The sequence below is a fragment of the Mixta calida genome (genome assembly GCF_002953215.1).
GTDB lineage: Bacteria > Pseudomonadota > Gammaproteobacteria > Enterobacterales > Enterobacteriaceae > Mixta > Mixta calida.
Map to the genome: position 1 here is coordinate 2,660,046 of NZ_CP026378.1, position 20,972 is coordinate 2,681,017.

Annotated in this window: 20 protein-coding genes; 10 read left to right on the forward strand and 10 right to left on the reverse strand. The window is 56.7% G+C overall.

The window, feature by feature from the left end:
• Positions 1–834, reverse strand: coding sequence for an iron uptake transporter permease EfeU (efeU, locus tag C2E16_RS12740; protein ID WP_084971400.1), 834 nt, complete (start codon positions 832–834; stop codon positions 1–3).
• Positions 835–1,256: 422 nt separating this feature from the next.
• The gene (locus tag C2E16_RS12745; RefSeq protein WP_084971398.1) at positions 1,257–1,436 is read right to left on the reverse strand and encodes a DUF1127 domain-containing protein; all 180 of its coding nucleotides are present in this window, start codon (positions 1,434–1,436) and stop codon (positions 1,257–1,259) included.
• A 171-nt stretch (positions 1,437–1,607) separates the two neighbouring features.
• On the opposite strand from C2E16_RS12745, the gene C2E16_RS12750 reads away from it, so the two are divergent.
• Positions 1,608–3,035 (forward strand): aminotransferase-like domain-containing protein, encoded by a 1,428-nt coding sequence (locus tag C2E16_RS12750; protein ID WP_084971396.1) that lies wholly within the window; start codon positions 1,608–1,610, stop codon positions 3,033–3,035.
• Positions 3,036–3,129: 94 nt separating this feature from the next.
• On the opposite strand, the gene C2E16_RS12755 is transcribed toward C2E16_RS12750, so the two are convergent.
• Both C2E16_RS12755 and C2E16_RS12760 read right to left on the reverse strand, forming a co-directional pair.
• Positions 3,130–4,722 carry an HrpF/NolX family T3SS translocon protein gene (locus tag C2E16_RS12755; RefSeq protein ID WP_071883668.1) on the reverse strand — a complete coding sequence of 531 codons (1,593 nt, stop codon included), beginning with the start codon at positions 4,720–4,722 and terminating at the stop codon, positions 3,130–3,132.
• Positions 4,723–4,810: 88 nt separating this feature from the next.
• On the reverse strand, positions 4,811–5,290 hold the full coding sequence (locus C2E16_RS12760) for an Lrp/AsnC family transcriptional regulator (protein ID WP_038625528.1): 480 nt from the start codon (positions 5,288–5,290) through the stop codon (positions 4,811–4,813).
• Positions 5,291–5,452: 162 nt separating this feature from the next.
• Here C2E16_RS12760 and C2E16_RS12765 point away from each other — a divergent pair, with 162 nt between their 5' ends.
• From C2E16_RS12765 to C2E16_RS12780, 4 genes are all read left to right on the forward strand, one after another.
• The gene (locus tag C2E16_RS12765) at positions 5,453–5,809 is read left to right on the forward strand and encodes a Dabb family protein (protein ID WP_038625526.1); all 357 of its coding nucleotides are present in this window, start codon (positions 5,453–5,455) and stop codon (positions 5,807–5,809) included.
• Between the two features lie 15 nt (positions 5,810–5,824).
• Complete coding sequence (locus C2E16_RS12770; protein WP_084971384.1) at positions 5,825–6,247, forward strand: DUF2000 domain-containing protein; 423 nt, start codon at positions 5,825–5,827, stop codon at positions 6,245–6,247.
• Between the two features lie 110 nt (positions 6,248–6,357).
• Entirely contained in the window at positions 6,358–7,017 is a 660-nt protein-coding gene (locus C2E16_RS21170) for a hypothetical protein (RefSeq protein WP_038625525.1), read from the forward strand.
• Positions 7,018–7,100: 83 nt separating this feature from the next.
• Entirely contained in the window at positions 7,101–7,727 is a 627-nt protein-coding gene (locus tag C2E16_RS12780; protein WP_084971386.1) for a LysE family translocator, read from the forward strand.
• Positions 7,728–7,938: 211 nt separating this feature from the next.
• Here the strand turns inward: C2E16_RS12780 and C2E16_RS20855 are convergent, their stop codons facing one another.
• Positions 7,939–8,085 (reverse strand): hypothetical protein, encoded by a 147-nt coding sequence (locus C2E16_RS20855; protein ID WP_167401670.1) that lies wholly within the window; start codon positions 8,083–8,085, stop codon positions 7,939–7,941.
• 114 nt (positions 8,086–8,199) lie between these two features.
• Between C2E16_RS20855 and C2E16_RS12785 the strand changes: the two genes are divergently transcribed.
• Positions 8,200–8,484, forward strand: a complete 285-nt coding sequence (locus tag C2E16_RS12785; RefSeq protein WP_038625520.1) for a hypothetical protein — start codon at positions 8,200–8,202, stop codon at positions 8,482–8,484.
• Positions 8,485–8,539: 55 nt separating this feature from the next.
• Positions 8,540–9,280 carry a hypothetical protein gene (locus C2E16_RS12790; protein WP_084971388.1) on the forward strand — a complete coding sequence of 247 codons (741 nt, stop codon included), beginning with the start codon at positions 8,540–8,542 and terminating at the stop codon, positions 9,278–9,280.
• A gap of 166 nt (positions 9,281–9,446) precedes the next feature.
• Here C2E16_RS12790 and putP read toward each other — a convergent pair whose 3' ends face one another.
• Complete coding sequence (putP, locus tag C2E16_RS12795; protein WP_038625516.1) at positions 9,447–10,931, reverse strand: sodium/proline symporter PutP; 1,485 nt, start codon at positions 10,929–10,931, stop codon at positions 9,447–9,449.
• Positions 10,932–11,365: 434 nt separating this feature from the next.
• Between putP and putA the strand changes: the two genes are divergently transcribed.
• The 3 genes from putA (at position 11,366) to C2E16_RS12815 (ending at position 17,172) form a co-directional block, all read left to right on the forward strand.
• The gene (gene putA / locus C2E16_RS12805) at positions 11,366–15,313 is read left to right on the forward strand and encodes a trifunctional transcriptional regulator/proline dehydrogenase/L-glutamate gamma-semialdehyde dehydrogenase (protein WP_038625515.1); all 3,948 of its coding nucleotides are present in this window, start codon (positions 11,366–11,368) and stop codon (positions 15,311–15,313) included.
• Positions 15,314–15,541: 228 nt separating this feature from the next.
• Positions 15,542–16,675, forward strand: coding sequence for an HNH endonuclease signature motif containing protein (locus C2E16_RS12810; RefSeq protein WP_038625513.1), 1,134 nt, complete (start codon positions 15,542–15,544; stop codon positions 16,673–16,675).
• A gap of 11 nt (positions 16,676–16,686) precedes the next feature.
• A complete protein-coding gene (locus tag C2E16_RS12815) occupies positions 16,687–17,172 on the forward strand; it encodes a YrhA family protein (protein WP_084970896.1) in 486 nt (161 codons plus the stop codon).
• A gap of 220 nt (positions 17,173–17,392) precedes the next feature.
• Here C2E16_RS12815 and C2E16_RS12820 read toward each other — a convergent pair whose 3' ends face one another.
• The 4 genes from C2E16_RS12820 to tcyJ all read right to left on the reverse strand — a co-directional run bounded on the left by C2E16_RS12820 (position 17,393) and on the right by tcyJ (position 20,912).
• A complete protein-coding gene (locus C2E16_RS12820; protein WP_038625509.1) occupies positions 17,393–18,466 on the reverse strand; it encodes an acyltransferase family protein in 1,074 nt (357 codons plus the stop codon).
• Positions 18,467–18,694: 228 nt separating this feature from the next.
• Positions 18,695–19,447 carry an L-cystine ABC transporter ATP-binding protein TcyN gene (gene tcyN / locus C2E16_RS12825; protein WP_038625507.1) on the reverse strand — a complete coding sequence of 251 codons (753 nt, stop codon included), beginning with the start codon at positions 19,445–19,447 and terminating at the stop codon, positions 18,695–18,697.
• Positions 19,444–20,112 carry a cystine ABC transporter permease gene (gene tcyL / locus C2E16_RS12830; protein WP_038625505.1) on the reverse strand — a complete coding sequence of 223 codons (669 nt, stop codon included), beginning with the start codon at positions 20,110–20,112 and terminating at the stop codon, positions 19,444–19,446. The genes tcyN and tcyL overlap by 4 nt, the downstream gene beginning before the upstream one ends.
• Positions 20,112–20,912: a cystine ABC transporter substrate-binding protein gene (tcyJ, locus tag C2E16_RS12835; protein WP_038625503.1), complete on the reverse strand. Its 801-nt coding sequence runs from the start codon at positions 20,910–20,912 to the stop codon at positions 20,112–20,114. The genes tcyL and tcyJ overlap by 1 nt, the downstream gene beginning before the upstream one ends.
• Positions 20,913–20,972 lie beyond the last annotated feature (60 nt).

Genomic DNA, 20,972 nt, shown 5'->3' on the forward strand with positions numbered 1-20,972 from the left:
TCAACGCGCCGGGCGTGCGGCGACGCGGGTAGCGCGAGTCGGCGTAAAAAAGAGCAGCAGCGCCGGAATAAGATAAATCAGCCATACCACCACTTCGCTGACGCTGGGCGCTTCCTGATAACCCAGCAGGCTTTCCAGCAGCGTGCCGAACAACGTATGAGTGGAGAGCGTCGCGCTAAGATCGAACGCCACCGACTGATAATGATTCCACAGCCCCGCTTCATGGAAAGCGCGGATCGCGCCTGCGGCCAGGCCAGCGGCGACAAAAATGATAAACAGGCTGGTCCATTTAAAGAATTTCGCCAGGTTGAGCCTGACGCCGCCCCAGTAAATCAGCGCGCCGATCGCCGCCGCGCATAACAGGCCCAGCACCGCGCCGACCGGCGGTGCCAGCCCAACATCCTGGGTAAAGGCGGCCAGCAGGAAAAAGACCGACTCCAGCCCTTCGCGCGCCACGGCGAGAAATACCATCAACACCAGCGCCCAGCCGTTATTGCCGCCCTTCTGCAACGCCTGATCGACCGCCTCCTCCAGCTGCGCCTTTACGTTGCGCGAAACTTTGCGCATCCAGAAGACCATCCAGGTGAGGATCACCACCGCAATCACCGCCACGATCCCTTCAAACAGCTCCTGCTGCTTTTGCGGGAATTCGCCGGTGGTGGCGTTGATAAACAGGCCCAGCGCCAGGCAGAGCGCGGCGGCGATAAATACGCCCGCCCACATGGCGCCAAACCAGCGCGTGCGCTGGGTGCGCTTCAGATAGCTGGCGATCAGGCTGACGATCAGAGCTGCTTCCAGGCCTTCGCGCAGCATAATTAAAAACGGGACGAACATGGGGTTTCCTCTGGCAGATCCGCTTTACGTAAACCGGCGTAAAGAAGCGTAAATCTAAACGATACCGATTATCATTATCAGCAAGAAAAAAACAAGTCACCCGCGGTGATTATTTGTAGGGAGGCACGAAAAGCTGGAGCAGTGAGGAAAAACGCCATACGCGGAAGCGCTGAAGACGCGCCTTGCTTACTGATGGGATAACCGATGGTCAGGCGCTCTGGCGGATGCGCCTGAATAAAAAAGGGCGCGCTACTGGCGCCCAAACGTCAGGATCAGTCCGGCCATATTGCTCGGCCCGGACTGGCGATTGCCGCAAAGTAGCCAGGGAAAACCAGTAACAGCGCATTGATATGCAGCATTATTTCTCCTTGATAAATAGCGTTCCGTCAGGGCGGCAGCGCTGCGCGCAGAGTGCGCCTCGTTTAGCGAAAACGCCGCACCTCATCCCGCGTCAGGCCGATGTCCTTCAGGCGTTCATCCGACATGCGCGCCAGAATGCGTCGGGTACGCTGCCGTTTTATCCACTGCTTGATCGCACGCGCCGGCGCGAGCAGTAAGGCAAGGCTAATCGGCTTGCCGCTGCGGTTTGCTTCATATTCCATGACGCTCTCCTCTTGGTGTTGACTAAATAGAGTGTCGCGCGTCAGGCTCTTACCATACAGAGGCAAAAATTACTTTTAATTAACATACAGAGTGAAGCATAGTGATATTGAATGGCGTTACCTCATTCGATCTGTACTGTTTTCTCTTTAGCATTTTTTACGGAGGCATACATGACGCGTTATCAGCATCTGGCCGACCTGCTTGCCGAGCGCATTGAGCGCGGTCTTTATCGCAGCGGCGAACGTTTGCCTTCGGTGCGCACGCTGAGTCAGGAACATGGCGTCAGCATCAGCACCGTTCAGCAGGCCTATTACCTGCTGGAGGAGAAACAGCTGATCACGCCGCAGCCGCGTTCCGGCTACTTCGTCGCCCCCAGTAAAGCCGCGCCGCCTCTGCCCGCGCTGACGCGACCGGCGCAGCGACCGGTAGAGATTACCCAGTGGGACGCGGTGCTGGATCTGTTGAGCGGTCGCATGGAGGAAGAGAATATGCTGCAGCTGGGCAGCGGCACGCCCGATATCTGCCAGCCGACCCTGAAGCCGCTGTGGAAGATTATCGGCAGGCTGGCGCAAAAGCAGGATGCGCGCCTGCTGGATTACGACACGCTGTATGGCGTAAAGGCGCTGCGTGAAGAGGTGGCGCGGCTGGCTATCGACAGCGGCTGCCAGCTCAGCGCGGACGATATCGTGATTACCACCGGCTGTCATGAAGCGCTGTCGATTGCGGTGCGCGCTGTTTGTCAGCCTGGCGATATCATCGCCGTCGAATCGCCCACGTTCCACGGCACCATGCAGACACTGCGCGGCTTCGGCCTACGCGCCATCGAGATCCCTACCGACGCCGTGACCGGCATCAGCCTGGAGGCCCTTGAGCTGGCTTTCGAGCAGTGGCCGGTCAAAGCGGTGGTGGTGGTGCCCAACTGCAATAATCCGCTTGGGTTTATTATGCCGGAGGCGCGCAAGCGGGCGCTGCTGACGCTGGCGCAGCGCTTCGACGCGGCGATTATCGAGGATGACGTCTACGGCGAGCTGGCCTGGGAATATCCGCGTCCGATCACCATTAAATCGTTGGATCACGACGGACGGGTACTGCTCTGCAGCTCCTTCTCCAAAACCATGGCGCCCGGCCTGCGCGTCGGCTGGATGGCTCCTGGCCGTTACCGCGATCGCGCGCTGCATATGAAATATATCGTTACCGGATCCACCGCCACGCAAACCCAGGCGGCGGTGGCGGAATTTATTCGACAGGGCTACTATCTGCCGCATCTGCGCCGTATGCGCCATCTTTATCAGCGTAACTACGAAACGCTGAGCTGCTGGGTGCGCCGCTATTTCCCCTGCGGAATTTGCGTATCGCGGCCGCAGGGCGGTTTTTTGATGTGGATTGAGCTGCCGGAAGCCTTTGACGCGGTGTTGCTGAACAGGACGCTGCGCGAGTCGAAAATTCAGATCGCCGTCGGCTCGCTGTTTTCCGCCTCAGGCAAATATCGCAATTGCCTGCGCCTGAACTTCGGCCTGACGCTGAACGATGCGACCGAACAGGCGATCGTCACGCTGGCGCAGGCGGTTGAACGCGCCATGCGCGCCTGTAGCCATTAAACGGTGAAGCAGGCGAACGGGCGCGCTGCCCGTTCGCCTGCGGCGTTCACGCGCCGCATCTTCTCGCCTGGCGCGACGCTTTGGAGCCTTTCCTTTAGCCCTGCGCCCAGACGCGCTGGCCGTTCACCTGCTGATTGCCCGACCGGGCGGTCTGCGCGGCGTTCATCACCTGGCCGGCGCCCTGCTGAACGCCTTCCTTTACGCCCTCTTTCACGCCCTGCTTCAGGCCCTCTTTCAGCCCGGCGGTCAGCGCGGCGCGGCCCGCCGTGGCCGCGAGGCCAGCTGCGCCGACGCCCGGAATCAGCACCGACAACCCGGTGGCGACATAGCTGAGAATATCCAGCAGCTTAAAGATGCCGCCGCCGCGCTGCTTCTTCGCATCGGGCTGCGTCTCCTGACCGCTGGCCATCTCCTCCTGCGCAGCAAGCTCATCCGCTGTGGTGGGCGCGTTAGCCAACTGCGGCGCGGCGGCGACCTGGTTGGAGCCTTTGCGTATAAAGGCGTCGAGATCGCCCTTGCCGATGTTATGGTCGTTGGCCTTGTTGAAGAAGTTGCCGCCCGCGCCGTGCTTGCCGTTGTCGAGCATTGAAAACAACATCGAATTCGGCTGGCTCAGCAGGTTGGCCGCGTCGCGCACCTCCTGACTGTTGTTAGGGTCGTTGGCGATTTTCACCAGCTTGTCCGGCTTGATACCGCCGTCCCTGAAGAAGATATCCTGATTATTTTTGATCGTCTCGATGGCCTTGCTCTCTTGCGGCGAAAGCTTGACGTTGTAGGCGGCCAGGTCACAGAGGCGATCGCGCGAGATGCTCGCGTTGGGATCGTCCTTGCCGGTGAACTGCTGCCATTCTGCTGGGTGGTCAGTGAAATATTTCGCGGCGGCGGCGACCTGCGGCGGACATTTCCCCATATCCTGCGAGCCGTCGGCGATCTTCTGCAACGTCTCCATACTGACCTTTTTCGGCAGGCTCTCCGAATAAAGGTAAAGCTCACGCATAGCGTCGTTGCCGCTCATCTCGCGGGCAGGCGAGCCGGGCCTGGCGTCGGAAGGCACATAGTCGTGGGTATAGGTCTCTGCTTTGGCGTCGGCATATTGACGGATAGCGGGATTTTCCTGCCACTTACGGATATCCTTCGCGCTGATTTTGCCGTCGCTTTTGCCGTTTTTGGCCGGATCGATCGCTTCAAACATCCCAGGGTTGTTCAGCAGCGTATCCAGCGCCTTTTTAGCGTCGCTCGGCGTTTGCGGGTCATCGCGCAGCTTCGCCAGTCCTTCCCGATCCTGCGGCTTTTTAAGCAAATCTTCATGGCGGCCCAGCGTGGTGATCGCCTGCTCGAACGACATCGGGCCGCCCTGCGCGCCATTGACGCCTTGCTCGCCGCCGCTCTGCGGCCAGGCGGTGACGCCGGAGCCGGTGATGCTGGAGAGCAAATCGCCGAACAGCGAGGCGATCAGCTGCCCCAGCAGCGGCGTATCAGCGAGAGCGTTTGATTGCGGCAGGTCAGCGCTTTGTCGCGGCGTCGGCAGTGAGCCGACGATGTTTTGCCTCTGCGGCGCAACGAAAGCGAGACCGTTCGCCGGGCCGCCCTTTGCGCTCGTCTGCAGCGGCGCGGCGGCGTTTTTACCGGGCGACTCGGCATCGCGCGGCGCAGTAAAACCGGATGGTGAAAAGCCTGAAAGGCGCATGGTTTCTCCCTACTCTTACTTTTACGTGTAGCCGTTATGTGGCGCGTTAATGGCGAGAGTTCCTTTCGGGCGCGGGAGAGGCCGTGTTTCAGCCAGCGTCGGTCATTTTCTTAATCGGCAGCGTCACCAGCGGTTTGATCTCTTTCAGTACGAACATGCTCTGCATTTCTTTAATGCCAGGAAGACGGCGCACCACCGACATAGCGAAATCGGCGTAGGAATCGAGATCGGAAGCGACAACCTGCAACAGGAAATCTGCATCGCCGCCAATGCTGTAGCAGGCCACCACATCTTCCAGCGCGGTCACCTCCTCCTCAAATTTTTTCGCTTCCGCCTCGCTGTGGCTGTCAATCGCGACGCGTATAAACACCATAACCCCGAGGCCAATCTTCTTGCGATTCAGCACTGCGCGATACCCCTGGATTACTTCATCCTCTTCCAGCTTGCGTACTTTTCGCCAGCATGGCGACGCGGACATGCCAATTTTTTCAGCCAGCACCTGATTAGTGACGCGGGCGTCATCCTGCAGCAGCTTGAGAATTTTCATATCTGTCGGGCTAAGCGCCATAAAGGTAAGTTCCTTTCGTTTTTACCGCGATAGAGGGTGATTTTTTCCTGTCGCGAAGGAAGAAGCAAGCAATATAGGTAACAATTTCCCGCCGGGCTGCGGCATAATACATTCGCAACTTTAATGATTAATTGAAGTAAAAGCCGCAAGGAACCGACTTATATGTTAATGCATATCGTCCTGTTTACGTTCAAAAACCCATGGAGCTGGGCCTCTATAGAAGCTATCGACGCGGAGCGATCAACGCGTGCGCACCCGAATTACATTGATGAAATTAAAGGATGGACCTGCGGACGTAATATTACCCGGCGTCATATCGCCGCTGACTTCGTGGTAATCGGTCTGTTTGAAGACCGCACCACGTTAGAGCGCTACATCGTACATCCCAATCATCAGGTCGGCGTGGCGAAATGGAAAGCGATTGCTGACTGGCAGGTGGTGGATATCGAACTCTCCAGTGACTTTACGCAAAACATGGGGCTCCTCTCTGTCTTTAACCAGCTGGCTGAAGCCTGCTGAAACCGGGAACTGAATATGAAATTTGACGCCAGCCAACATCGTTGCACGATCGTTATCGATAAAGATCTGCCTGCCGGCCTCGCCATCAACGCCGCAAGCGTTATCGGCATTAGCTTCGGCCGCACCGTTGAAAACCTTGTCGGGCCCGATATGCAGAGCGTAGATAATATTAACTACCCGGGAGTGATCTATGCGCCGCTGCCGGTTTTGCTGGCGCCAGGCGAGGTCATTCATGACCTGCAAAAGACAGCGGAGAGCGATGAAGAAATTTATATTATGCCGTTCAGCGCGCTGGCCCAGTCCTGTAAAACCTACGATGAATATAGCGAACGTATCTCGTCGGTAAACAGCAGCCAAATTGAGCTGGTCGCCGTCGGGCTTATTGGCCCTAAAAAGAAAATCACGAAAATGACGGGTAATCTGCCGCTTTATAAATAATCATCCTTATGTTGCCGAACGCCATCAAATAAGCAGTTTAATGACAAACTGCTTATTTCAGTGTACGCCTAAGCCGTTAACGTTTTATTTCTTTATTTAAGGAAAGTAACATGTACGCTATTTTTAAAGATGAGCTATACGAAAAGGCAAAAGAGATTTACCGGCAGCATCTCCGCTTCGACGCAGGCGATATAAATAACGATCAGCTTTATGCGCATCAAAATAACCGGCTACGCGAAGTCATTAAATATGTCGCCGATAATTCGCCCTTTTACCGCGAGCATTTGAAAGGATTAACGACAACAGATATTGAAAAACTCACGATCGATAATATTCACACGCTGCCCTTTACCACTAAAGAGGATTTGCGCAATCACGGCCCTTCTTTAGCTGCCGCCCCGCTGCACAAAAGCTGGATTTATTATGAAACGACCGGCACGACGGGAAAACCCACGCCTTGCCCACGTAATGAAATCGACTCGATTCATAACAATACGCCGCTGATTATTCATTATCGTCAAATCTTTGCATGCCGCCAGGCTTTCAGGAGATCGCGCCGGAGGTATATGCGGCGGTCGGGCTTTATGTCGATTCACGTCAGGCGGTATGGGATGCCTCAAGCTGACTGCAACAGGCCAGAGCGCTGGGCTTTCTGCCGCAGGCAGAGAGCGGAGTCGAACCTGGCGAACGGCCAGATGTCGCTGAAGAGCAGATCAACGCCGCGTCAAGAACCTTATTTAAATCCGTGGGGCTTGCCGCCCAGGATTTAGTTTTTGCCAGGGCGATTGTCGCCCGACAGTCGATGCGCTAAGCCCCGCTTGCGCCATTTTTCTCTTTTTGAACAGGAATCATCATGCTGGGAACCGCTCAAATCCTCTCCTATATCGCCGCGCTCGGCCTGGCTGCCGCTATCCCCGGACCCGGCATGACCGCCCTGGTCGCCCGTAGCGTCAGCTGCGGCGCGGTAACGGGCTTCACCATGCTGACCGGTCTGATTCTGGGCGATCTGATCTACCTCTCTGTCGCGGTATTTGGCCTGGCGGTGATCGCTAATAACTACAGTTCGCTGTTTACCCTGATTAACTGGGCGGCTTCGCTCTATTTATGCTGGCTCGCCTGGCAGTTCTGGCGCTATCAGCCGCAGGCGGTTGATATCGACCAGCGGGCGACGCGCAAAGAGCTGGCCTCTGCCTGGTTTTCCGGCCTGACCATTACGCTGGGCAACCCGAAAACCATCGCCTTCTATCTGGCGATCCTGCCGCTGGTGATTTCGCTGGATAATGTCTCACTGCAAATGTGGGGCATGATGTTGGTACCGCTGACCATTTTCGTACTGCTGTCGGTAGGCGCGGTATTTATCCTCGCGGCGCTGAAGATACGTCATTTCCTCACCAGCGCCGAAGCGCAGCGTCTGCTGTTCCGCTCTACGGGCCTGATTATGCTGCTGGCGGCCATCGGCATGGTCGCGAAAACGCTGTAACCGCCAGAGTTATCCACAGAAAATGGGGATACCCTGTGCATGAATCCGTATAACCCGCTTTTCACCTGGCGCCTGCGGCATAATAAATGACAAAAACGGGCCGCTGGCCCGTCCTGAAAGGCCATAAAACAAGCGAAAGGCGCGCTTCACTGACCAACCCGCTCTTTTTTACCGCTATGGATGAAAAAGCAGCGCCAGGCGAGCGCCATGCTCAGCGGATACCACGCACGCCTCCCCCGCTTTCTCCCGGCAGATAGCGCCCGCCGCGCGACGGGCTTTTTACCTCTACCGGCCCCTTCTGCGCCATGGGCTGGTGCCGGGTGCCCTGGATATGTAAAGGCGCATTCGGCCGTTTCATTCTGAAATGCGCGATCGGTTATAAAAAACGCCGCCAGTATTTTTTTTAACCGCCGGGTAGGTGCAAAGCGTCTGAAAGGGTTATAAACTCAGCACGAAGAATGGAGGTGAAAATATGAACGGTTATGTCATGCCGGAACTGACAAAAGAAGAGATCCGCAGGATGACGAAAACTGTTGTTCAACGCGTTGCGGCGAAAAAAATTGTTTCCAGCGACCCCGTTGAACGCACAGAGCAGCCGATCCGACAGGCAAGTGTTGTTTCAGCAAGCGAGCCGAAAGGCGATGCGGGTTATATCGCGCGTCATCACCTTTCGGTAAACAGGGAGCTGGCTGTCTCTGCGCTTTCCCAAAGTCGCGGCCGTCAAATTCTTAAAGACGCGTTTAAAAAGGCGCGCTGATCCTTATTGCTGCGAAAACGCCCCTTACTGGGGCGTTTTCGCTTTCAGGAGAGCTATGTCTACACAACCCAAATTATGGGTTTTTTCCTCATTGGTTCAGGACAAGGAAGACCCGCAACAGCTGATTGCCTATGCCATTTATAAATCTCATAAAGAGGAAAAAGCGCAGCGGTTAAAGCATCAGGGGAAAAGCGACGATGAAATTAAGGCTGAACTTGAAAAGTGGCATGACGAAGTGGCGTTAGATCCCAGGCTGCTGGAAAATTATCAGGAAAGAGCGTTATCCATTGTCGACGCCCTGATAGAGGGAGCAAACCAGGCGGCAGAGCAGCATTTTGACGTTATCGCTAAAGATAAAATCGACGCGCTTATCGCAACGCATTCAGATGCGATAACCACGATTTCGGCTCGCCATCAAAGCGAAGTCGATGCGCTTAAGAATCAACTCGCCGCAGCGCATGAAAAGGCCAGATTAGAGTGGGCGAATAAAATAGCGCAGTGGGTTCCTGCTCAGCATACGCCGCCAGCCTGGAAAAGATACCTGATTAAATTCGCCGCCTGGCTTGGCGCCGGGGTTTCCGGATTGTTAGGGACGGTAATAACGACGGTGCTCATTGTCGGCCTGTGCTCACTGTTTGTCACCAAAGAGGACAGAGCTGCGATGATTAACAGCACGCTCAAAAAAGGCATTGATATGCTGGTGCCTGAAAAGCCGCTCGATATACCAACCCGCCCGGGTAAACCCCACCCTAAAGAAGCCAACCCTGACGATTTCAGCAACGGCGTCGGCTCATAACGCCTCCAGAAACTCCTGCCGCCGGTTTGTATGGCTGCGGCCGCTGCGCCAGCAGGGTGAAGCGAAAAGGGGTGCTGGCCCTGCCTCCAATATAAAAAAACAGGCCCGCCGTTTCCGGCGGGCCTTTATCAACGCAGGCTAAAACAACGCTGCCAGTCTGAAACCGTTAGTGGGTGTTGTACTCCGCATCCGCCGCAGCGAAGCGCGCCTGCGCTTCAGCAGAAGGGGCACGCCCCAGCAGGCTAAATACCACGATGGCGATACTGGCGAACAGGAAGCCCGGAATGATTTCATACAAATCGAGCCAGCCGTAATGTTTCCAGACCAGTACGGTCAACGCGCCAATCACCATCCCCGCCAGCGCGCCGTTGCGCGTGGTGCGCTTCCAGCAGACAGCGAACAGCACCACCGGTCCAAACGCCGCGCCGAAGCCGGCCCAGGCGTAGCTGACCAGGCCCAATACGCGGTTTTCCGGGTTAGAGGCGAGCAGAATCGCGATCAGCGCTACCACCAACACCATCACGCGGCCGACCCACACCAGCTCTTTCTGGCTGGCGTTTTTACGCAGAAAGCCTTTGTAAAGATCTTCGGTCAGCGCGCTGGAGCAGACCAGCAGCTGACAGCTCAGCGTCGACATCACCGCCGCCAGAATGGCGGAAAGCAGAATACCGGCGATCCATGGGTTAAACAGAATGCGCGCCAGCTCGATAAAGATGCGCTCGCCGTTTTCCGATACGCCTGCCGCCTGCTCAGGATGGTTCTGGAAATAGGCGATGCCGAAGAAGCCGACCGCCACCGCGCCCGCCAGGCAAAGGATCATCCACGTCATGCCGATACGGCGGGCGGTGCGGATGGAACGGTGCGAGTCCGCCGCCATAAAGCGCGCCAGAATATGCGGCTGGCCGAAATAGCCCAGCCCCCAACCCAGCAGCGAAATAACCGCCACAAAGTTAAGACCTTTCAGCATATCAAGGTTTTCCAGGCTCTTCGCTTCGATCACGCGCAGCGAATCATCCAGCCCGCCGACGGCGATAATGACGATAATCGGCGTCAGGATCAGGGCGAAAATCATCAGGCTGGCCTGTACGGTATCAGTCCAGCTGACGGCGAGGAAACCGCCGACGAAGGTATAGAGAATCGTCGCGACCGCGCCAGCCCACAGCGCCGTTTCGTAGCTCATGCCGAAGGTGCTTTCAAACAGACGCGCCCCGGCGACGATGCCCGATGCGCAGTAGATGGTGAAAAACACCAGAATCACGATGGCGGAGATGACGCGCAGCAGTTTGCTGCGATCTTCAAAGCGGCTGGTGAAAAAGTCCGGCAGCGTCAGCGCATTGTTATGATGCTCGGTCTGCACGCGCAGGCGGCCGGCGACAATTTTCCAGTTCAGCCACGCGCCCAGCGTCAGCCCAATGGCGATCCAACTTTCCGAAATGCCAGAGAGGAAAATCGCCCCTGGCAGACCCATCAGCAGCCAGCCGCTCATATCCGATGCGCCGGCGGAAAGCGCGGTTACCACGCTGCCGAGACTGCGACCGCCAAGAATGTAGTCATCAAAATTTTTGGTTGAGCGCCAGGCGATAAAGCCGATCAACACCATGCCAAGAATATAGATGATGAATGTCACCAACATGGGTGTACTTACTGTCATCAGGTTCTCCATTTATTATCGGTATTAAGCAGAGGGTTATTTGCCCTGTCATCACCGCCGGAACGCAGCGGTGTTGTCTTTGATAAATCTGAGGCGCGCTATCCTGCCGGAAAGGTTGATCGCACACAATGCATTTAACACAGCTGTTACAGTGAATTCACTACCCCTTATAATCAGAAGTTCAGAAGGTTGCACCAGGTCACATTTCATCCGGTTACACCTGGGGAACAACCGGGAAACCATGCGAATTTTCAGGCTTCTGCAAACCTGGCGAGAAACTTGCAGCAAGTTCCGTGCCGCTTTGTAAGTGGTAACAAAAGAGGCGTTTCACAGAGTGTTATCGGGCTCACAATTAACACGGTTGCACAAAGTTGCAACATAGGTGATATTGCGCTTTACAACGGTTATATAAGGTTTTGAGGAGCGTCTAAGGCATGGGAATGACTACCATGGGTGTCAAGCTGGATGAAGCCACCCGCGACAGAATTAAACTGGCTGCGCAACATATCGATCGCACGCCGCACTGGCTGATTAAACAGGCGATTTTCAACTATCTGGAGCAGCTGGAACAGGGCGCCCAGCCGGTAGAATTCCCTTTACAGGCCGCCAGCGATAACGACGAGACGCTGGCCGACGAACCACACCAGCCTTTCCTGGATTTCGCGGAGCAGATCCTGCCGCAAACGGTGGCGCGTGCCGCCATCACCTCCGCCTGGCGCCGCCCGGAAACGGAAGCGGTGCCGATGCTGCTGGAGCAGGCGCGTCTCCCTGCCCCGCTGGCGGAGAAAACCCACCAGCTCGCCTGGTCGCTGGCCGACAAGCTGAGGCACCAAAAGGGAGCAACCGGACGCGCCGGCATGGTGCAAAGCCTGTTACAGGAGTTCTCACTCTCCTCGCAAGAAGGCGTGGCGCTAATGTGCCTGGCCGAAGCGCTGCTGCGCATTCCCGACAAGCCGACGCGCGACGCGCTGATCCGCGATAAAATCAGCAATGGTAACTGGCAGTCGCACCTGGGCCGCAGCCCGTCGCTGTTTGTTAACGCCGCTACCTGGGGTTTGCTGTTTACCGGTCGCCTGGTCTCTACCCATAATGAAGCCAATCTGTCGCGCTCCCTGAACCGCATTATCAGCAAAAGCGGCGAGCCGCTGGTGCGCAAAGGCGTCGATATGGCGATGCGTCTGATGGGCGAACAGTTCGTTACCGGCGAAACCATCGCCGAGGCGCTGGCTAACGCGCGCAAGCTGGAAGAAAAAGGCTTCCGCTACTCTTACGATATGCTGGGCGAAGCGGCGCTGACCGCCAGCGACGCCAAAGCCTATCTGGTCTCCTATCAGCAGGCGATCCACGCTATCGGCAAGGCCTCTAACGGACGCGGCATTTATGAAGGGCCGGGCATCTCGATCAAGCTTTCCGCCCTGCACCCGCGCTACAGCCGCGCGCAGTATCAGCGCGTGATGGAGGAGCTTTACCCGATCCTGAAATCCCTGACGCTGCTGGCGCGCTCATACGATATCGGCATTAATATCGATGCCGAAGAGGCGGACCGTCTGGAACTGTCGCTCGACCTGCTGGAAAAGCTCTGCTTCGAGCCGGAGCTGGAAGGCTGGAACGGCATTGGCTTTGTGATTCAGGCCTACCAGAAGCGCTGCCCGTTCGTCATCGATTCGCTGATCGATCTGGCGCAGCGCAGCCGTCGTCGCCTGATGATCCGTCTGGTGAAAGGCGCCTACTGGGACAGCGAAATCAAACGCGCCCAGATGGAAGGACTGGAAGGCTACCCGGTTTATACGCGCAAGGTCTATACCGATATCTCCTACCTGGCCTGCGCGCGCAAGCTACTGGCGGTGCCGAACCTGATCTATCCGCAATTTGCCACCCATAATGCCCACAGCCTGGCGGCGATCTACCATATGGCGGGCAACAACTACTATCCGGGCCAGTATGAGTTCCAGTGCCTGCACGGCATGGGCGAGCCGCTCTACGAGCAGGTGGTGGGCAAAATCGCCGACGGCAAGCTGAACCGTCCCTGCCGCATCTATGCCCCGGTCGGTACCCATGAAACGCTGCTGGCTTACCTGGTGCGCCGCCTGCTGGAAAACGGCGCTAACACCTCGTTCGTCAACCGCATCGCCGACAATACGCTGCCGCTCGACGAGCTGGTGGCCGATCCGGTGCAGCTGGTGGAGCGCCTGGCCGCCACTGAAGGCGCCATCGGCCTGCCGCATCCGAAAATTCCGCTGCCGCGCGATCTTTATGGCGACAAGCGCCCCAACTCCGCCGGGCTGGATCTGGCGAATGAGCACCGCCTCGCTTCGCTCTCCAGCGCCCTGCTGAGCAGCGCGGCGCAGCCGTGGCGCGCCGAACCGATGATCGAGGGCGAGCTGAGCGACGGCGTATTCCGTCCGGTACTTAACCCGGCCGACCCGACCGATATCGTCGGCGAAGTACGCGAGGCCAGCGAGCAGGAAGTGGCGCAGGCGCTGGCGGCTTCCGTCAACGCCGGGCCGATCTGGTTCGCCACGCCGCCGCAGGAGCGCGCCGCCATTTTGGAGCGCGCCGCGGTGATGATGGAAGGCGAGATGCAGACGCTTATCGGCATTCTGGTGCGCGAAGCGGGCAAAACCTTCAGCAATGCCATCGCCGAAGTGCGAGAAGCGGTCGATTTCCTTTACTACTACGCAGGCCTGGTGCAGAGCGATTTCGATAATGAAACCCATCGTCCGCTCGGCCCTGTCGTCTGCATCAGCCCGTGGAACTTCCCGCTGGCGATTTTCACCGGCCAGATCGCCGCCGCGCTGGCGGCAGGCAACAGCGTGCTGGCGAAACCGGCGGAACAGACGCCGCTGATCGCCGCGCAGGCGGTGCGCATTCTGCTGGAGGCAGGCGTGCCTGCTGGCGTGGTGCAACTGCTGCCGGGCCTCGGCGAAACCGTCGGCGCGCAGCTGACCGGCGACGAGCGCGTGCGCGGTGTGATGTTTACCGGCTCTACCGCGGTCGCCACGCTGTTGCAGCGCAACCTGGCGGGACGTCTCGATCCGCAGGGTCGCCCGACGCCGCTGATCGCCGAAACCGGCGGCATGAATGCGATGATCGTCGATTCTTCCGCCCTGACGGAACAGGTGGTGCTGGATATCGTCTCCTCCGCCTATGACAGCGCCGGACAGCGCTGCTCGGCGCTGCGTCTGCTCTGTATTCAGGACGATGTCGCCGACCATACGCTGAAGATGCTGCGCGGCGCGATGGCGGAATGCCGCATGGGCAACCCGGAGCGGCTCTCTACCGATATCGGCCCGGTGATCGATGCCGAAGCGAAAGAGAATATCGAACGTCATATTCAGGCGATGCGCGCTAAAGGGCTGACGGTGTTCCAGGCGGTGCAGGAAAATCTTCAGGACAGCAAAGAGTGGCAGTCCGGCACCTTTATTATGCCGACGCTGATCGAGCTGAACAGCATCGACGAGCTGGATAAAGAGGTGTTCGGTCCAGTGCTGCATGTGGTGCGCTTTACGCGCAGCGCGCTGCCGCAACTGATTGAGCAGATCAACGCCTCCGGCTATGGCCTGACGCTGGGCGTGCATACCCGCATCGATGAGACCATCGCGCAGGTGACGCAGCGCGCCAAAGTCGGCAACCTCTACGTCAACCGCAATATGGTCGGCGCGGTGGTGGGCGTACAGCCGTTCGGCGGCGAAGGCCTGTCGGGCACCGGTCCGAAAGCGGGCGGCCCGCTCTATCTTTACCGTTTGCTGTCGCACCGCCCGGACAACGCGTTACAGGTGACGCTGGATCGTCACGACGCCGAGCGGCCGCTGGACGCGACGCTGCGCCCTTCCCTGCTTGAGGCGCATCGCGCGTTAAGCAGCTGGGCGAAAGCGAAACCGGCGCTGGCGGATCTGTGCGCCCGCTACGAACAGCTGGCGCAGGGCGGCACCGTCCGTCTGCTGCCGGGGCCGACCGGCGAACGCAATACCTATATCCTGCTGCCGCGCGAGCGCGTACTGTGCCTGGCGGATAACGAGGCGGATGCGCTGATCCAGCTGGCGGCGGTCACCAGCGTCGGCAGCCGCGCGCTGTGGCAGGACGATGAGCTGCATCGCAAGCTGGCGCAGTCTCTGCCGGAGCAGGTGCGCGCGCGCATCGACTTCGCGCGCGATCCGCTGGCGCCGGAGCAGCATTACGACGCGGTGATTTACCACGGCGACGCCGATCAGCTGCGTCTGCTGTGCGAGAAAGTCGCGGCGCGCGACGGCGCGATTGTCTCGGTGCAGGGCTTCGCCCGCGGCGAGACCAATCTGCTGCTGGAACGTCTGCTGATTGAACGCGCCCTGAGCGTCAACACCGCGGCGGCGGGCGGCAATGCCAGCCTGATGACTATCGGTTAATAGCCGCCTTCCGCTAAGCCTGACGCCGCATGTTGAATGCGGCGTTTTTATTATCGTCTTGCCGCGTCGTCCCCTTCCGCCACTGACGCAGCTTTTCAGCGCGTATTGCTGTACGCCACAGCAATCTTTCCGAATGTTTCAGAACCCCTTCCCCATTCTTCACTGATTAAATATCACTCAACCTTATACACTCTTTAACCGGTTATTTTCATCATAAGGAAATGATGCATGGGCCTGAGCCTGCCGGATCCCAACCTTTTTTACCTGCCGCGCGATAATCTCCCGCCGGAGCAATATGAGCTGATTCTCGGTCCGCATCATGCCTGGTCACACATTGACAAGGAATATGTTTTCGATGATCGCTGGTCGGCGGGTTTTCAGCTTATCAACATGCAGCGGCACGCTGTTAACGGCTATACCAACCAACTGCCGCCTCACGGACCTCGAGAGCGGGAAAAGCTGAAAGGGATGGTTTACAGCGGCGAGGTGGTTATGCTCGGCGGCTTTTCCGTCAGGCCCGGCGCGCTGTTTTATATCAATGATGACGGGGAACTGATTTGCCGCGACCCGCTGGTTTTTACCTTTCAAGGCGCGGCGAACATTATTCGCGCCTTTCAACTTTCCGTGGCGCGCCGCGATTACAGTCAGCAGGGAGGCAAACCGCGTCCGACGCCGCTGCCGTCAACAGCGCAGCAGCCCGCTCCGCTCCAGACCATTAACAGCAAAATGGCGGGCCGTCTGCTGGCCGCTGGCGGCGTCTACCATCAGAATCCTGAGATGTTTGCAGAGACCGCGCGCAAGCTGGGCGGCGAGGCGGCACAGGGATTTGATGAGGTACTGAATGAGCAAACGGCGGGCACGTTAATCGCCCTGTCGTCGCTGCTGATGCTGGGCAAAGCATCCGTCGCGGGGCACGTCTCAGCGGCAAATCTGGAAGAGCTGAACCACTATCTGGGCAAGTCCAGAGGTGAAGTCAGGCTGTTGCATAATATTAAGGTGGTCAAAATAAATTATGTGCGCCGGGATCGCATGGAACTGGCACAGCTACGCAGACAGTTTCAAACCGTTAAGCCCAAATTTTATAAAATGCTGGCGGCGCATCCAGAGGTAAAAAGGCGATTTAACCAGGAAGAACTGACGAAGCTGGCAATGGGGCAACGGCCTGATGAAAAATGGGAGATACACCATAAACTTCCTTTGGATGATAGCGGTACGAATAATTTTAGTAACCTTATGCTGATTCGGCGCGACTATGAACACTACGTTTTTAATTCAGCGCAAAAAAGTATCACGCGTAAAATGGCGTCGGGTGAAGTAAAAGAAGTGCTATGGGCGGCCCCAGCTGGCTTAATTTTTCCTTAACGGTAGATACTATGTATATAAACGACAACATCATTAACCAGCTTAAACAGCTTATTATCAAGCGCAGAGAAAAAGTAACTCCGGCTGTCGTTTTCCCGGATGAGCTGTATGATTATAATTTTGGACGTAAAATTGGCAAAACTCCACGTCTATTTTGGGAGCAATATAAGAATTTCGTTGAGCGTTTAGACGGAATTAATATTGATGGATGTATTATTTACGGCATAAAAAACCACTTCGATTATAAGAATGACCTGTTTACATTTAATGAATTTTTAACAAAGATAGCCTCTGATTTTCCCGGGCTGATGATAGAAGAAAATTTTTACTGTATTGAAATTGGCAGCTCCTCACTGGATACCTATACCTATGATACAAGAACCAACAAATGGGAATCACGTGACAAGCAGCAGTACCAAAACCTTTTTATCTCCTGCGACACGCTGGCGGAGTTCTTGCAAGCGGTGCTGGATGATATTCGTCAGGCAGAAATTTAGCACTATAAACATAATAGCTATTTCCTGATTTTTTCTCTGTCCAGAATCACAGTAAAAAATATACTGAGAAATCCACATTTCTGAGCGATTCCATGAACAGGATATTGATGCATAGTGATTACTCAGACGGAAGGTCATAGATTGACTAACGCGCTGATATCAAACAAAGCAAAACGCCGCATTTACCTGCGGCGTTTTCCTTCACTACGTCTTGCGACAATCAGACATCAAACTTCATGCGCAGCAGACGCGGGTAGATAAACAGTGATTTCCCCAGCCCTTTGTTCAGCACTTTCCAGACGACCACTGAACAGAAGGAACAGAGCGCCACCATACCGATCGGGAAGCCTACCGCCCACAGCATCGAGAACAGGCCGGAGTTGAACAGGTGGTGATCCAGCGCGAACAGAATCGCCGTCATGCCGAAATATTCGATAAAGATACGGTGCAGCACATAAATTTGCAGCGTGTTTTTACCGATCCAGTTCATCCAGGCCATATTAAAGCGTACGTTCAACGTGCGGCACAGCGCGATGCAGGCCAGAATGGTCAGGGTACAGAGGAACAGGTTCTTCTGTAACCCCAGCAGCAGATGTACGCCCGCCAGCGCCGCCAGACCCAGCCACGGCAGCAGATTGCTTTTACGCCATTCGCTTAGCTGGATCACCTGCGCGCTCCAGAAGGAACCCATGATGAAGTAGATAAAGTATTGTGAAAGGCTCTCTGGCCCCCAGCCGGGAATGATCTTCTCCACGGCCGCATAGTTCAGCAACACCGCCACCACGACCAGCGGCAGACGCTGCTGGCGGAACAGTTTGGCGAAAAGGAAAAACAGCCCCAGCGCATAGAGATACCAGGAGCTGCTCATCGCCATCAGCATCAGCGAAATGAACTCCTGCGGCGATTCCGCGTAAGAGGAGTTAATGTTGCTGGAAATACGGTGATGGGTAATTTCCGATGAGATCCCATAAATAGAGAGCCACTGAATGACGCCCCAGAGAATATAGAGATAAAACAGGTTCGTTACCCGGCTGGTAAAAACTTTCTGCCAGGGTTTTTCATTAATGGCGCGTGCCGCCAGCATCCCTGACACAAAGAAGAAGGCAGGCATACGCAACGGCGACAGGACGGTATTAAACGCTACCCAGATATGCGCCGGCAGGCTGCCTGCCGTCAGGTATTTCAGCGTTCCTTCAAATCCCGGTAAAACCACGTGGTAGAGCACCACCAGCAGAATGCATCCGCCCTTCAGCGTATTCACCCACTGTATTTCCTCGCTTTTTTTATTGTTCATTGCTGTGTTTCCTGCTGTGTTATCAGAACTTAATGGCAAAGTAGCCAGATCAGGATTATTGGCGTGGCGGGAATGAAAAGGCTGTAGCGTTTATCTTAAAAAAAATAAGCGGCCCTAAAGGGCTAATGGCGAAAACGCGGGCGGCATAAGAAAAAAACGGGCGGGCCGTTAATCCGCCCGCCCGCTAAGGGAAAATATTTAAGACAATACTGGTTGAAACCGGCCCAGTTATTGGCTGAGGAACTTCTCAAGGAACTGACGGGTTCGCGCCTGCTGCGGGTTAGCGAACAGCGCCTTTGCCGGCCCCTGCTCCACGATCCGTCCCTGATCCATAAAAATGGCGCGGTCGGCGACGTCGCGCGCGAAGCTCATCTCATGGGTGACGATCACCATGGTGCGTTTCTCCTCCGCCAGCGAGCGTATGGTATTCAGCACCTCACCGACCAGTTCGGGATCGAGCGCCGAGGTCGGTTCGTCAAACAGGATCACTTCCGGGCGCATCGCCAGCGCGCGGGCAATCGCTACGCGCTGCTGCTGTCCACCGGAAAGACGACGCGGATAGCTCGTCTCCTTGCCGTGCAGCCCGACTTTCTCCAGCAGCGCGCGGGCGCGGGCGATAGCTTCCGCTTTCGGCTCGCCCTTTACGATTACCGGCCCTTCGATAATGTTTTCCAGCACCGAGCGGTGCGGGAAAAGATTGAAGCTCTGGAAAACGAAGCCCACCTGCTGACGCAGCTGGCGCACGCGCTCTTTCTGTTTGCCGATCGGCTGCGCCGCATCAATCTCAATGCCACCTACCTTGATGGTGCCGCTGTCCGGCTCCTCCAGCAGGTTGATGCTGCGCAGCAGCGTGGTTTTGCCGGAACCGCTCGGCCCGATAATCGCCACTACTTCGCCGGAGGCGACCTCCAGATCAATGCCGTGCAGCACCGTCTGGCCATTAAACCGCTTCACCAGCTTTTTGACTTCAATGGCGCTCATTTCTCCTCCCGATCCTGACGGTTAACATGGGCTTCCAGCCGGTTTTGCAGCGCCGACAGCACCGTCGCCATCACCCAGTAGATCAGCGATGCCGCCAGATACATGGTGAACACTTCCAGTGTGCGCGAGGTGATCAGCTGCGCCTGGCGGAACAGCTCCGGCACCTGAATGGTGGCGGCCAGCGAGGTGTCTTTCACCAGGCTGATAAAGCTGTTGCCCAGCGGCGGCAATGCGGTGCGGGCCGCCTGCGGCAGCACCACGCGCTTCAGCGTTTGCCAGCGCGTCATGCCGATGCTGGCCGCCGCTTCCCACTGGCCGCGCTCAATGGCGGCGATCGCTCCGCGTAGCGATTCGGAAGCGTAGGCGGCGGTATTCAGCGACAGGCCGATCATCGCCGAGGGGATCGGATCGAGTTCAATGCCGAACTGCGGCAGCCCGTAGTAGATCATAAACAGCTGGGCGATCAGCGGCGTGCCGCGAAAAACAGAGACGTAGAAACGCGCCAGCAGGCCGATGGGCCAGAAGGTAGAGAGGCGCATCAGCGCCAGGATAAAGCCCAGCACCAGACCGAAGAACATGCCGCCGATGCTAAGCTGCAGCGTAAAGACGGCGCCTTTTAATAAAAAAGGTGCTGAATCCAGCACCAGTTGAATACTCTCTTGCATTATTTAGTGACGTCCGCGCCAAACCATTTTTCAGAAATTTTATTCAGCGTGCCGTCTTTCTGCATCTCGCCGATCGCCGTGTTGATGGCATTCAGCAGATCTTCGTTGCCTTTACGCAGTGCGACGCCCGCTTCCTGACGGGAGAAGGCCGGGCCTGCAACTGCCATGGTGTTGCCGGTTTTCTTCACCAGATCGAGCGCGGCGAGGCGATCGACAAGGATAGCGTCAACGCGGCCAGAGCGCAGATCCTGATATTTGGTCGGATCGTCATCATAGGTACGGATATCCACGCCCTTCACGTTCTCACGCAGCCACTGCTCATAGTTGGTGCCGAGGCCGACGCCCACTTTTTTGTTCGCCAGATCCTGCGGGCCTTTGATGGAGCCCTCTTTGTCCTTGCGCGTCAACGCCTGAATACCGGAAACGGTGTAAGGCACGGAGAAATCATACTTTTTCTTACGCTCGTCGGAGATGGTCACCTGATTGATCACCACATCGATGCGTTTGGAGTCCAGCGACGCCAGCATGCCGTCCCATTTGGTCGGCTTCAGGCTCGCCTTCACGCCCAGGTGCTGCGCCAGCGCCTGCGCAAACTCTACTTCAAAGCCGGTCAGCTTGCCGTTCTCATCCTGGAAGCTGAACGGCGGATAGGTGCCTTCCAGCCCCACCAGCAGGCTGCCGCGCTCTTTTACTTTATTCAGCAGATTTTCCGCAGCGAAGGTTTTCACGTTGACGCCGGCAACCAGCGCCGTCGCCATCACGCCCAGCAGCAGCTGACGACGTACCTGAGAGAAATTCATAGTCACTCCATTTATTGTTGGATTGTTGTGCAGGCCGCTTTCCGTCTGTGCTACGGAAAG

Coding starts and splice junctions, on each gene's coding strand:
- C2E16_RS12820 (WP_038625509.1), bottom strand. CDS start 18,466: ATGAACAATAAAAAAAGCGAGGAAATACAGTGGGTGAATACGCTGAAG.
- C2E16_RS12760 (WP_038625528.1), bottom strand. CDS start 5,290: ATGGCGCTTAGCCCGACAGATATGAAAATTCTCAAGCTGCTGCAGGAT.
- C2E16_RS12815 (WP_084970896.1), top strand. CDS start 16,687: ATGTATATAAACGACAACATCATTAACCAGCTTAAACAGCTTATTATC.
- C2E16_RS20855 (WP_167401670.1), bottom strand. CDS start 8,085: ATGAAACGGCCGAATGCGCCTTTACATATCCAGGGCACCCGGCACCAG.
- C2E16_RS12750 (WP_084971396.1), top strand. CDS start 1,608: ATGACGCGTTATCAGCATCTGGCCGACCTGCTTGCCGAGCGCATTGAG.
- C2E16_RS12780 (WP_084971386.1), top strand. CDS start 7,101: ATGCTGGGAACCGCTCAAATCCTCTCCTATATCGCCGCGCTCGGCCTG.
- C2E16_RS12765 (WP_038625526.1), top strand. CDS start 5,453: ATGTTAATGCATATCGTCCTGTTTACGTTCAAAAACCCATGGAGCTGG.
- C2E16_RS12810 (WP_038625513.1), top strand. CDS start 15,542: ATGGGCCTGAGCCTGCCGGATCCCAACCTTTTTTACCTGCCGCGCGAT.
- C2E16_RS21170 (WP_038625525.1), top strand. CDS start 6,358: ATGTACGCTATTTTTAAAGATGAGCTATACGAAAAGGCAAAAGAGATT.
- putP (WP_038625516.1), bottom strand. CDS start 10,931: ATGACAGTAAGTACACCCATGTTGGTGACATTCATCATCTATATTCTT.
- C2E16_RS12770 (WP_084971384.1), top strand. CDS start 5,825: ATGAAATTTGACGCCAGCCAACATCGTTGCACGATCGTTATCGATAAA.
- C2E16_RS12790 (WP_084971388.1), top strand. CDS start 8,540: ATGTCTACACAACCCAAATTATGGGTTTTTTCCTCATTGGTTCAGGAC.
- tcyL (WP_038625505.1), bottom strand. CDS start 20,112: ATGCAAGAGAGTATTCAACTGGTGCTGGATTCAGCACCTTTTTTATTA.
- tcyN (WP_038625507.1), bottom strand. CDS start 19,447: ATGAGCGCCATTGAAGTCAAAAAGCTGGTGAAGCGGTTTAATGGCCAG.
- C2E16_RS12755 (WP_071883668.1), bottom strand. CDS start 4,722: ATGCGCCTTTCAGGCTTTTCACCATCCGGTTTTACTGCGCCGCGCGAT.
- C2E16_RS12785 (WP_038625520.1), top strand. CDS start 8,200: ATGAACGGTTATGTCATGCCGGAACTGACAAAAGAAGAGATCCGCAGG.
- tcyJ (WP_038625503.1), bottom strand. CDS start 20,912: ATGAATTTCTCTCAGGTACGTCGTCAGCTGCTGCTGGGCGTGATGGCG.
- efeU (WP_084971400.1), bottom strand. CDS start 834: ATGTTCGTCCCGTTTTTAATTATGCTGCGCGAAGGCCTGGAAGCAGCT.
- C2E16_RS12745 (WP_084971398.1), bottom strand. CDS start 1,436: ATGGAATATGAAGCAAACCGCAGCGGCAAGCCGATTAGCCTTGCCTTA.
- putA (WP_038625515.1), top strand. CDS start 11,366: ATGGGAATGACTACCATGGGTGTCAAGCTGGATGAAGCCACCCGCGAC.